Source organism: Leucobacter manosquensis (assembly GCF_018304845.1).
GTDB lineage: Bacteria > Actinomycetota > Actinomycetes > Actinomycetales > Microbacteriaceae > Leucobacter > Leucobacter alluvii.
Map to the genome: position 1 here is coordinate 2,829,825 of NZ_JAFEVO010000001.1, position 12,047 is coordinate 2,841,871.

Sequence of the window (12,047 nt, forward strand, 5' to 3'; positions counted from 1 at the left end):
CGTGAGTCAGCCTGCGCCGCACCTGCGCCGGATCGCGCTCGATGCGGCGGGAGACCGGCATGATCTGGTGGTGCCTCAGAACGAGGCGCTCGCCGGAGCGCTCGCGGCGATCGGCGTGCACCTCGGGGCAGGGGAGCAGGTACTCGGCCCGGACGGCTCCGTCGTCGACACCGCCACCAGCGTTCGCGACCTCCGCGAGGGCGGGCTCTACGCTGTGGCCGGCGCGGCCGGTTCCTCCGCCGCGCGTTCAGGCGCTTCCGACCGCAGTGCGCACGTCAGCTCGCTGCCGTGGGCTCTGACCGGGTTCGGCCTTGCCGGAGCCGCGCTGGTGACCGCGGCCCCTGAATCGCGATGGCCGACGGTGATCGTGCTCGCGCTCGCCGCCGTCGCGGCTCTGGCGTCGAATTCGTTCGAACGCCGAGGGCGCGGCGCGGCGTTCGCCTCCGCACTCGTGCTCGCCGGGATCTCCGCCGCGATCGCCGTGTGGCCGAGCGTCGCGGGCACGCCTGGTCTTGCCATCGCGGTCGGCGCGGCGAGCGTCTCAGTGCTCGCCGCCATGCTCGGATTCGTGGCGAGTGCGCCACTGCTCCGCGCCGCGGCGACGCCGATCGTGGTGATCTCCGCACTCTTCGCAGCTCTCGCGATGGTCAGCCCTGCGCTCGGCTGGTCGCCCGCGCAGCTACTCATCGTCGCCGGTGCCGCTGCCGCGGTCGGAGTTCGCGCCGCGCCGAGCCTGCTGGTGGGCGTGGATCCGGGCTACCACATCGACTACGGGCGCTTCATGGTGCTGCGGTGGACCGTGCGCGGCCGGGTGCCCGAGTACATCGAGCGCGTCGACGAGAGCCGCGTGCGCGACCTCGTCGACGCCGCAGAGGCGCGTCTCGCCTCGACCGTCGTCGCCCTGTCGGTCATCGCAGCTGCGGGTATTCCTGCAGCTGTCGTGCCGTTCCGGAGCGGTGATCTGGTCCAAGTGATCTCGGCCGCGGTATTCGTCATGTGGATGGTGCTCGGTCTGCTCCTCACCTCCCGCCGAACGGCCGCGAACATTCTGCGTGTGCCGCCGCGCGTCGCCGTCGCGGTCGGACTCTCCGGGCTCGCCGTCGGAGTGGCGCCGATCGTCCCGGGCGTCATCGCCACCCTCGTCGCAGGCCTCGTGCTGGCGGCCGGGGTGATCGCGGCCGCTGTCATCCCGCCGCTCGCGCGAGGCGAGCGGTCGCTCGGCTGGTCGCGCACGGGAGATATCGTGGACAGCATCGCGGTCGCCCTGGTGCTCCCCTCCGGAATACTGGCTGCCGGAACGTTGAACCTATTGCAGGGAGTGCTGGCCGCATGAACGATGGTGCACGCAGGCGCAGTCGTCGAGGATCCGCGCAGCCGACCCGCCCGTCCGCAGTGGCGCGCCCGCAGCCGACGCAGCCGCCCTCGTCGCCCGCTCAGCACTCCGTGCCCCAGCGCGCGCAGCATCCGCGACCGCCGGTTCCGGGCGCGCCCGTCGGCGGCGTTGCGCAAGGTGCTCCCGCCAGGGGAGTGCCCGTCCAGGGCGCCCCGGCGCAGCGGGCCGCAGCGCAGCGCGCTACTGCCAGACGTGCCGCTGAGCGGCGCGCCGCCGGTCGGCCGGCCTCCGCTCAACGGTCGGATATCGGCCGGGTGAGCGCGGCGCTCGCCCGCTCGCGAGCCTGGGCCCGCCCTGCCGGCCTGGGGGCCAGACTCGCCGCGTACTCGATCGATGCCGCGGTCTGCTTCATCCTGGCGGTCGCGGCCTGGCTGCTCACGGGCAGCCTCCTCGTCGGCGGCCTCGTGCTCGCCGAAGCCGCGATCATTCTGCTCGTCGTCGAAGCGCGGACCGGTGCGACGGTCGGCAATCTGGCGCTCCGTCAACGAACCGCACGCGATGACGCGCCCTACTCTCCGGGCATGGCCCGGGGCCTCGTCCGCGGCCTGGTGCAGGGCGCGGGCAGCTTCGCCGCTTTCATCGGCGGCTGGGTCATGGTCGCGACGAGCGCAGCCGATCCCGAGCACATGGGACGCAGCCTCGCGGATCGCGCTGGGCGGACGCTGGTGGTCAAGGTTCCCTCAGCTGCGGAGCGCGAACTCTGGTCGAGGAACGCCGAGGCGTGGGCGCTCCAGGCACCGGTGCGTCCCGCCGATGCGCCGCCCGCCCCCGGCACGATGACGGGGGCGGGCGGGCATACTCCAGAAGCGGCGATGCTCGCTCACCAGCAGGCCGTCGCCCCTCAGGCGCAGCTCGCGCACGCCGGGGGAGTGCCGATCGCGCAGCCGACGCCTCCGGTGACGGCGCCCCGTGCTCCGGCAGCGGCGACGGTCGCGAGCGCCGCAGCGCCGCCGCTACCGCCAGGAGTGGTCGCCGTCGACGCACCGGTCGCCGCAGCGCCCGCTCCGCGCGAGGTGGGGACGCTGCTGCTGCTGAACTTCGACACGGGTCAGCGCGCGCAGTTGCGCATTCCGACCGTCGTGAATCTCGGGCGACGGCCCGAGGCGAGCGACCCCGAAGACCAGCTCGTCGTCGTGGAGGATCCTGACGGGTCGGTCTCGAAAACCCATCTCCGTCTCGAATACCGTGGAGACAGCGTCTGGGTCTCGGATCTCGGGTCGACCAACGGATCGGAGATGGTCGATGACACGGGGGCGACGAGCGCCCTCGTGCGCGGGGCCCGGGTGCGACTCGAAGACGGTGCGAGCGTGCGCATGGGTCAGCGCAGCTTCACGGTCGCGACGATCACGGGTGAACTGTAGGTGACGGTTCGCCGACGGCGGCGGCGCGAAGCGGCTCCGTCGCTGGTCGGGCTGCACTTCGGCGGAGTGCGAGATGCGGCTGAGGGGAATTGTTTCTTGGCGTCTGCGCCGAGTATCGCGTACCGTCTCTACTGGCGGCCTCGCTCAGAGCGAAGCGTCATCACGTCATGTGCTCCGCAACGGGGCCGAATCGTTGAGAAGGAGGAGTCGACATGGCTCAGACCATTTCCGCTGAAGAAGGGGCCCTGCGCAGAGGGCAGCAGGCTGTCGCCGAGGCGAAGTCGGGCATCGATCAGCAGACCAAGAAGGTGCGCGGTGATATCGAGCAGCTTCGCGGGTACTGGAAGGGTTCCGCCGCGGGCGCGTTCACGCAGCTCATGCAGCGCTGGGACGCCGAGACGGTGAAGCTCAACAACGTGCTCGTCGAGCTCGAGAACTCGCTGCGCGGCACCGAGCAGGATCAGTCGGCCACGGAGCAGGAGCACCAGCAGGCGATCTCAGGTCTCGGCGCAATGATGTCGGGCAACTAAGCACACACCGAACACTTTCAAGGGGAACGAAGAATCATGAGCATGCAGTCAATGTCGGTGCAGACCGCACAGGTGAGCGCGCTGGCCGCCGAAATCCGTACCGGATCACAGGGGATCCGCTCGGAGATCGAGCGACTCGAATCAGAAGTCGCGAAGCTCCGTGGGGCGTGGAGCGGTGAAGCGCAGGGCTCCTACGATGTCGCACAGCGCAAGTGGACGCAGTCGCTGAACGAGCTGCAGGCGCTGCTCGAGCGCATCTCGGGCAGCACTGAGCAGATCGCCCAGACCTACGACGCCAGCGACGCGCGCAACGCCGGACGCTTCGCCGGTTGATCTTTCCGGCCTGACACGGGTGTGAGGAGTCGCGGACGGAGATTCGCGAGCCTCACACCCCGGACGTCGTTGGCCGGCGGGACGCCGAGCACGAGGAATCACCATGTCGAGTGATTGCATAAGTTACGATCCCTCCGCGATGGAAGCTGCGATCGCGAACATCGCCGAGTGCGAGAACGCGTTGCAGCGGACTGTGGAGTACGCCCGCGAATACTGTTCGCTCGAGGGTGCCTTCGGGCTGCTGCTGCAGCCCCTCCAACCCATTCACAATGGTGCGCGCGACGCCGTCATGAACAATCTGCAAGCCCTCGGCGACACCCTCGCCGTGACCTCGCAGAGCGTGCGCGATGCGCTCGAGGACATGGGCAACTGCGAGCAGCACGTGATCGACATCTGCCAGTGCCACGAGGGCGAACTCGACACGGTCTGCCCGACCGAGCCGGGCGGCGAGCAACCGGCGCCCGCACCTGCTCCCGCACCTGCTCCCGCTCTTGCTCCCGGCGGCGGATCGCCCGGAGGCGGCGGATCGCCCGGAGGCGGCGGATCGCCCGGTGGCGGCGGATCGCCCGGAGGCGGCGGGGCTCCCGTGGCGACGCCCGAGGTGACGACACCCGAGGTGGACACACCAGAGCTGCCAGAACCGCCGACGCCGGGCGATGGTGAGTCCGACGATGAGTCGCCCCACGATGAAGACGGCGACAACGCCCAAGGCGAGCGCCCAGACGGGCATCCGGAGGGCTGCTGCTGCGAGGCGTGCAACGCGTTCCATCCGAGCGGATGCCACTGCGGCGTGTGCGAGGGGCACCCGGTCGGGTGCCGCTGCGCGTCGTGCGATATGCATCCGGGCGGGTGCCAGTGCGCGGCCTGCGCCATGGACGAGACCCAGGTGGGCTGCCCTCCGGAGTGCTCCGGATGCCAAGACGGCGTCGCGCATGTGCCCGAGTGGGTGCGCGAGCTGTTCTTCGGCGATCGCGAGCCCTCCCCTCAGGAGCTCGCGGACCTGCAGGAGCTGTGGGAGAACCGGGAGCCGGTCACTCCAGTGCGTCCCGGTACGGATGACGTGCGGCTCGTCGACGCCTCGCTGGAAACGCAGCCCGGCACGTCGTCGAAGACGGGGATCGCCTTCGATCTCGACGCGCTGATCACGGCCGCGTATTCCGATGCGCCCACTGTGGTGACCGATCGCACGGAGGTAACGGTATGAATGCGTACGCTCCACCCCTCGGCATCGACACGGTGCTGACGCCGCCGACGCCCGCGACGGTGCTCGAACAGACCATGTGGCGCGTCGAGCACCAGAGCGCATCTGGTCTCGGCATGATCGACACGGTCGTCAGCCTGCTCGTCGGGTTCAGCCCGCTCGAGGAATGGGTGCACAAGCCCTTCGTGGGCGATTGGCGCTCGATGGAACTCGCAGCCGAGGCCTGGCCGCGGTGCGGACAGGCGGTACAGCTCATCAACGAGCGCGTGTCGTCGTTCGGCGAATTCGTCACCGATGACTGGCAGGGCGAAGCCGCCTACGAATTCGGACGCTGTCACGAGCGCCTCGGCGAGCTGCTCGACGGGTTGCCGCAGCAGTGCGAGCAAGCCGGTGTCATGGATCAGCAGCTGGCGAACTTCGCCCGCGGCATCCTGGAATTCATCAACGAGGTGATCTCGGGAATCGTGTCGTTCGGGCTCGACCTCCTGTCGATCATCGCCGTGCCCGTTCTCGGTCAGATCAACGCCGCGAAGGTGCTCGCGATCGCCATCCCGATCGTCGCCGGCTGGGTCATCGAGGTCATCGACCTCTTCAACGAATTCCTGGGATTCATCGAGGCGGTCATCGCGATTCACACGGGCATCGCGAATCTGCTCGGTGGCGTGCGAAGCGCGTTGTCCGGTCTGACGGCGGCCGCATCGATCGGTCTCGCGGTCTACGAGACCGTGAGCTCGGTCGTGGGCGGCGTGCGAGACATCAGAACGATCAGCGGCGGCTCGGGGGGTGCTGGCGGCGGCGCACCCGGCGCTGGCGGCTCGGGGGCTGGCGGCTCGGGCTCCGGCTCGCAGCCGTGAACGTGATCGTCACTACGCAGGACCAGGAGACGCAGGGATGACGAGAGATCCAGCAGAGGCCATCGCGCAGCTGCAAGCCGCGACGGCGCAGCTCGACGCGCGCACTCGCGCGATGGCCGCGGCGCGCGAGCAGCGCGAGGCAGCACGTCGGGACGAGGCCGTGAAAACGGCTGAGGCGCGCCGTCGTGGTGAGCACGGTCGTGATTGGCAGATCTTGCAGCAGCGCATCGACCTCGGTCAGACGAGTGAGTTCGCCGTACTGCAGGGCCTCGACCTCTCGACCGAGGCGCGGGCGGTGCGCACGGCGATGGGCAAGACGTTGGGCGAGCTCGAGGATGCTGCGGAAGAGGAGCACGAGGGGCCGGTGCCGCTCACGCCAGAGATGGTCGAGGCTCAGCAGCGTCTCGTCGAGACGCTCCAGCGGTTGAGAGAGTCGACGAGGGCGAGCGGACTGCAGTGATGTGCACGGGGGAGAACAGGGAGACAGGGTCATGAGCGGAAAACGGATCGGCCTGGCCGAGGGCTTCGGAGATCTGCTCGGCACGCTGCGCGCGATCCAGGGGGACTACCCCAACAGGGCGGAGATGGCGTCGGTGAGCGGCATCAGCTCGGGGCTGGGACGCGAGTATTTCTCCGCGCTCGAGCAGGGCGGACGGCAGATATACGGTCAGGTCGAGAAGTTGGACGACGAACTGCAGCGGATTCAGGAAGCCATGAAGCTGGCGGTCGCGGAGCAGCAGGCAGTCGATGCAGAAGCGGCCGCCACACTGAACGCGCTGCTTGCCGACGTCGAAGGTCTCACTCACGATGTGACGGGATCGCAACCTGCCCCTGAAACGCCGAAGACTCCGCAGACTCCGAAGAACCCTGCCGGTGAGACCGAGGACCCCAACTCCGGTACGGAGTGGATGCTGTGATCCGGCGCGGAATCAGACTTTCCAGCGGCGCGTTCATGCTGGCTTCGGCCGTGGTTCTGATGAGCTACGCATCGCCGGCGGTGGCCGCACCGGTGGGTCCCGGCGAGCGCTCGGATCTGCTGTGGAATGCCAAGCGATGGCTCGATTACGCTGCGCTTCAGGAGGAGGGCGTCACGGGCGAGGGCGTCACCGTGGCGGTGATCGATGAGGCCATCAACACCGAGGTACCCGAGCTGGCGGGGGCCGACGTGGAGGTGCGGGGAACCACATGCGTCGATCCCGAAACCGGCGAGCCCGTGCAGATCGAGTCGACGGACCCGGCGATCTCGGAGCACGGGACGAACGTCGTGTCGATGCTCGCGGGGTCTGGGACGGCGGAGGACGGCGGCCCTGGAGCTGCGGGAATCGCACCGAAGGCTTCCGTCTGGTTCTACGGAGTCGGTGACGTCGAAGAAGTCGACCAGTGCGAACTTCGGGATCCGACCCGGGCCGATGGAGACATCGATCTCGCGCGCGACATCAGCCTCGGCGATGGGACCGAGATCTACGAGAATCCGAGCGGGGAGGGTGATGCGACCGCTCTCGCCGCGCGTGCGGCGATCCGCGACGGTGCCGACATCGTGTCGGTGTCGGTGCTCAGCGGACTCGGCGACTGGGATCAGGTGTTGATCGAAGCCCAGGCGCGTGGGGTCGCTGTTGTGACGGGCACACCCAATCCTGATACGGAATTGGGGTTCATCGGCGGCCCGTGGCTCACGAATGGTGCAGCGCCCGTGAGCGCGATCGACGCGAATGGCGAACTGCTCACGAGTGCAGCGACGGGAGACCGGGGCTCCGGATCGTCGAATCTCGCCTTCGCCGCACCTGGTGCGTCCCTCCTCGGTGTGGGCGATGAGTCCGCGTGGGGGCCGACGCGGATCGACGGGTCCTCGTATGCGGCGCCCATCCTCGCGGGGTCGCTTGCACTCATCATGCAGAAGTATCCCGATGCCACGGTATTTCAGGCACTGCAGGCGATGGTGCGCACGACCGGCGCCGGTGGTGAGCACGAGCCCGTGTGGAACGACACCCGGTTCGGCTACGGGTACGCGAACCCGAAGAGCGCCCTCGAACTGGATCCGCGAGAGCTCCCCGACGTGAATCCGCTGTTCGTCTCCGATGTTTCCGATTCGAGATGCGCGGCACCGGACGGCTCGGTCGGCACCGTGTCGGAAAATGGCGACAAATGGGCGTGCGAGTGGTCACTCGGGCCGTTCCCGCCGCAGGCTGAAGCCTATGCAGCCGTCGTGAACGACGGTGCCCAGGTCCTCTCAGACAGCGGCGAGCGGGTCGATTCGGTGTACGGGCAGGCCGACGATGCCCCGAGTGAAGCGACCGGCAGTACGCTGTGGGTCTGGATCGCCGTCGGAGGCGGAATCGTCGTACTCGTGCTGATCGCAGTCGTGGTCCTCGCCACGAGAAAGCGCCCGCGAGCAGAGAATCATCATCAGACTGTAGGAGGCGGACATGAGCGCTGAGGAAGAACTGCACCATCTCGCATCCGGCGCGTCGTGGCACCTCGACAAACTCTCCTGGATGCAGGAGTCACTGCGGAACGTCAAGACGCGAACCCAGGAGGTGCGCGAATCGATCGAGAACGGAGAATGGTCGGGCACGGCGGCCAGCGTCGCTGCCGCGCATCTGCAGGCCATGGAACTGACCTTGCAGAACGCCCGGAGCTGGCTGGACGACATCGAGAAGATCATTCCCAAGCACAGTGAGCTGATCCGGGAACGGGCTCAACAGGAGATTGAAGCGCTGCCGATGGGAGGCCTCCCTTCCACCGTTCGCGACGCGATCGACCGTGGGCAGCCAGAGGCGATGACCGCCTACGGGTTGATCGGGCTCGGAACCGGTCCCGTGGGAGTCGCGGTTGCGAGCGCGTTCTTCCAGGAGCGCCGGGAGGAGGAGGCCCGCAAAGCTGTGGATCGGATGAGGAAGTTCGTCGTCGAGCGCTCTGAGGAACTCGACCTCGCGATCCGCACCGGTTTCGATCGTGTCGATCCGAGCGATCCGAATATCAAGAATCAGCCCACTGGTGACCGCGACGGCACCTCGTCTCCGGTCACGGGAGGCCCTGGCCCGAGTGTGCCGCCGCCGGTCGGACGAAATCCGGGCGGAGGCGGTCCGACGGGTACCGGCCCCGGATCGGGCGGCGGCGGATCGGGCGACGTTGGGGGACCGGTTGATCCGACCGGACCGAATGGCCCGGACGGTCCGAACGACCCCACGCTCCCGCAGCCGCTCGACCCCGACTGGCCGCCGGTGATCACGGACCCACCGCCCTTCGACCCCGACGGGCCGGGTTCTGATGGCCCCGGCGGCCCGGAGGATCCGAATTGGACCGATACCGGGCAGCGCCCGAGCGTCGACAGCAACCTCGACGGGTCGGCGGTGCGCAGCGGTCTCGGGGCAGCCGGGCTCGGCGCGGCCGGCCTCGCAGCGGGAGCGAAGCTGGCGGGCGCCGGCGGCGGCAACTCCGGCTTCGGCATGGGCCTCGGCGCGGTCGGCCACGGAGGGCTCGGCGCGGCTCCCGCCGGGGCAGGCCTGACCGGCGGCGGCGGCGGCCTGCGCGGTGCGGCGGCGGCGGCCGGTGCCGGAGGATCGGGTGGCGGATCCGGCGCATCGTCGAACACCGCCGGCTCAGGCCGCGGCGCGCGCCCTGGAGGCATGATGATGGGCGGCGGCGCCGGCGGCGGCGCTGAGAAGAAGTCGGCCCGGTCTGGGTTGGGCGGGTACATCGCGCCCAAGCTCGAGGACGAGGGCGACGGCGGACCGGCAGCACGTGCCTCGCGCGCCGGCGGCCGCACCTCGGAGAGCGACGGCAGCTGAGGGGAACGCGGGTAGCTCGGCCTACTGGCCCGCGACCCAGAGCTGCCAGTTCTCGGCCGAGAGCGCAGCGGAGGATGCCGCGGCGACCTCGGAGATGGGTCGGCCCTCGGTGACCGAGTCGACCGCGAGCGCCCACGGGTCGCCGCCGTTCTCAGCGACGAAGAGATAGTACGATCCGGCGGCGTCGTAGGCTTCGAGCGCCCCGGCCTCCTGGTAGATGCGCTCGTCCGAGAACACGTCGACGCCCAGCGACGCCACGGCGGCTTTCAGCTCCGGATAGGCGATGAACTGCGCGGCGCCGGAGGCGTACTCGGCATACCGGGCGAAGCCCTCGAGCGCCGCCGTCGAGGTCGCCCAGCTCTGGGACGGCGCCGCCGTGTAGTGGATCGCATGGGCGAATTCGTGGATGAAGACCGCGCGCCGGTCGAAGTCGGCACCGGGCCCCAGTACGACGGTCGTGCCGCCGGTCGCCTGGCCGGTCGCGATGCTCGGGTCGATGATCTCCGAGCCCTGGGGGCGATAGCTCGACCGGGCGAACCCGGCGGCGTCGATCTCGCCCTCCGGTTTCTCCAAGTTTCCGTACCGCCACCGCTCGAGACGTTCATTGCTCGCCGTGATGCCCGAGGTGAAACCGGTTTGCGGCACGTCACCGCCCATGCGCGTGGCGAGTTCGAGCGTCGTCACCGCCGCCTCTTCGGCTTCATCGATGGTGCGCGTCACCAACTCTCGCTCGTCCTCCAGTGCGAACAGCACGACGTGGTCGCGTCGCTCGACGTAGATCTTGCCGTCGTCCCAGGGCTGGATCACGTCGCGCGGCACGAAAGAGGTGATGCGCAGCGAATCGCCGCTGCCTGTCGTCGTGATGCGGTAATAGCTGCCCTGGGTGAGAATCAGCCCAGCGTCGGCCGCCCCGCTCCCGCGCATTTCGTTCGCAGGGAAGCCGAGGTCGACGCCGATGTTGACCAGTTGGGACCCATCGGCGTCGGTGTTCGGGGCGATGAAACCCGTGGTCCAGCCGAGTGCGGACAGGTTGTCCCACCACAGCGCCAGCTGCGCCTGCGCGTCACCCTCCGCGTACGAGAGGAACAGCTCTCGATCGTGCTGCTGCAGGGCCTCGTTCATGTCGAACCACGCCTGATCGTAGCTGCTCGTCTCAGCGTCGTAGTCCTCCTCGACCCAGGCTGGGGTCGTGTCGCCAGCCGGCACCGCCGCTGCCTCCCCCGCCGGGTACGGGGTGGGCCAGTTCAGGGCCGCGACCGAACCTGCGACGCCGAGGCAGAGCACGGTCGCCCCGATGACGATCAGCTGGGCCAGTCTCGCCCGGCGGTTTCTTCGACGCGGCTGCGTCGCAACGTCGCCGGTTTCGCGGGAGGCACCCGCGCCGCTCGTGTCTGCGCTCATTCGCCCGCCACCTCTGCGACCTGGATGAACCGGAGCGTCTGGCCCTGCACGCCTGCGCCACCGCTCGGGGTAGCCGCGATCGTGAAGACGTACTGCGTATCGCCCATCGTGATCGGGTATTGGGAGAGCGGTGGCAGCGTGTCGTAGCCGACCTCCGCTCCCATGACGTCGTCGGGGATCGTGCTGAACTCGTTCATCACCGGAAACTTCGCAGCAACCGCCTGCGGGTCGAGGTCGTCGGGGCGCAGTCGGGCGTCCCCCTGTCGCACCAGGCACGAGCTGCTGAGCATGCCGTCCTGACGCGAGAGCTGAGACATCTCCAGAATCATCGATTTCGGGTCGGCGCAGACGCTCTCGTCGCTCCCGGTGCCGGCATCGGAGAACGTGGTCTCGAATTCGTCGCCTGCGATGTCGAAATCGATGGTCGATCCGGCCGCGATCCCCGCCACGCGCCAGGGGCCGACGGCCGAGGGCGCGCGCGATGCATCGGAGGCGCTCGGCTCGTCGTCTCCGTCGTAGTAGAAGGGGCGGGTGAGCCAGAGGGCCTGCGTGAGTTCCGAGGTGAACGACTCGCCATCGACCGTGTAGTCATAGGTGAGAGCGACGGGAACGGACACAGTGTCCGCAGTCTGCGGTTCGCCGGTGAGGTAACTCGACCCGGCGTTCGCATAGACGAAATCGCCGGGGTCGTATCGGTAGTCCAGGGTGAGGCCGAGCTGCTCTGCTGAGGCGATATCTCCGTAGAGCGGGGTGGCGCTGTCGTCGGTCTCGGGATGCAGCGCTGGGTCGGCTGCGTCGCGCCACGCCGGATCACCCGTCGTCGCAGCGGCGAGGAACTTCTCGACGGCCGCCGCCGCGCCGCCCTCGAGTGCGTGCGCCTTGGCGCCCGCGAGCCAGGCGAGCGCCGGAACCGTCGCGATGACCAGCAGAGCGCACACGATGAGCGTGATGATCGTGCCCGTCGTCCAAGCCCGCTCGTGGGGCGGTCTGCGAGCCCGCGCGTATGCGGGCCGGACATGCGGGTGCGCCGGGTCGGCCTGGGGCGCCTGCGTCGAAGCCGGGGCGAGGTGACCGGTCCAGCCCGATCCGTCCCAGTAGCGCAGCATGCCGCTGCCGGCCGGATCCGGGTACCACGCGGCCGGCGGCGTCGCGGCCGTTCCCTCAGCGAGCTCCACCGAAGTATCCC

12 protein-coding genes are annotated in these 12,047 nt (G+C 69.1%); 10 read left to right on the forward strand and 2 right to left on the reverse strand.

What is annotated here, in order from left to right:
• The first annotated feature begins 1 nt into the window (after position 1).
• From JSQ98_RS13200 to JSQ98_RS13245, 10 genes are all read left to right on the forward strand, one after another.
• Entirely contained in the window at positions 2–1,333 is a 1,332-nt protein-coding gene (locus JSQ98_RS13200; protein ID WP_211650079.1) for a hypothetical protein, read from the forward strand.
• On the forward strand, positions 1,330–2,754 hold the full coding sequence (locus JSQ98_RS13205; RefSeq protein WP_211650080.1) for an RDD family protein: 1,425 nt from the start codon (positions 1,330–1,332) through the stop codon (positions 2,752–2,754). Before JSQ98_RS13200 ends, JSQ98_RS13205 begins: the two co-directional genes overlap by 4 nt.
• A gap of 212 nt (positions 2,755–2,966) precedes the next feature.
• Entirely contained in the window at positions 2,967–3,284 is a 318-nt protein-coding gene (locus JSQ98_RS13210) for a WXG100 family type VII secretion target (protein WP_090146683.1), read from the forward strand.
• Positions 3,285–3,320: 36 nt separating this feature from the next.
• Positions 3,321–3,617, forward strand: coding sequence for a WXG100 family type VII secretion target (locus tag JSQ98_RS13215; protein WP_249290836.1), 297 nt, complete (start codon positions 3,321–3,323; stop codon positions 3,615–3,617).
• A 139-nt stretch (positions 3,618–3,756) separates the two neighbouring features.
• A complete protein-coding gene (locus JSQ98_RS13220) occupies positions 3,757–4,821 on the forward strand; it encodes a hypothetical protein (protein ID WP_211650081.1) in 1,065 nt (354 codons plus the stop codon).
• The gene (locus JSQ98_RS13225) at positions 4,818–5,672 is read left to right on the forward strand and encodes a hypothetical protein (protein ID WP_090146689.1); all 855 of its coding nucleotides are present in this window, start codon (positions 4,818–4,820) and stop codon (positions 5,670–5,672) included. The genes JSQ98_RS13220 and JSQ98_RS13225 overlap by 4 nt, the downstream gene beginning before the upstream one ends.
• Positions 5,673–5,709: 37 nt before the next feature.
• Positions 5,710–6,132, forward strand: a complete 423-nt coding sequence (locus JSQ98_RS13230) for a hypothetical protein (RefSeq protein WP_090146691.1) — start codon at positions 5,710–5,712, stop codon at positions 6,130–6,132.
• A gap of 31 nt (positions 6,133–6,163) precedes the next feature.
• Complete coding sequence (locus tag JSQ98_RS13235; protein WP_211650082.1) at positions 6,164–6,589, forward strand: hypothetical protein; 426 nt, start codon at positions 6,164–6,166, stop codon at positions 6,587–6,589.
• A gap of 59 nt (positions 6,590–6,648) precedes the next feature.
• Positions 6,649–8,106, forward strand: a complete 1,458-nt coding sequence (locus JSQ98_RS13240; protein ID WP_211650084.1) for a S8 family peptidase — start codon at positions 6,649–6,651, stop codon at positions 8,104–8,106.
• Positions 8,096–9,460, forward strand: a complete 1,365-nt coding sequence (locus JSQ98_RS13245; RefSeq protein ID WP_211650086.1) for a hypothetical protein — start codon at positions 8,096–8,098, stop codon at positions 9,458–9,460. Before JSQ98_RS13240 ends, JSQ98_RS13245 begins: the two co-directional genes overlap by 11 nt.
• Before the next feature lie 21 nt (positions 9,461–9,481).
• Here JSQ98_RS13245 and JSQ98_RS13250 read toward each other — a convergent pair whose 3' ends face one another.
• Entirely contained in the window at positions 9,482–10,861 is a 1,380-nt protein-coding gene (locus JSQ98_RS13250; protein WP_211650087.1) for a hypothetical protein, read from the reverse strand.
• Positions 10,858–12,036 (reverse strand): DUF2510 domain-containing protein, encoded by a 1,179-nt coding sequence (locus tag JSQ98_RS13255; protein WP_211650088.1) that lies wholly within the window; start codon positions 12,034–12,036, stop codon positions 10,858–10,860. The genes JSQ98_RS13250 and JSQ98_RS13255 overlap by 4 nt, the downstream gene beginning before the upstream one ends.
• Positions 12,037–12,047: the final 11 nt, after the last annotated feature.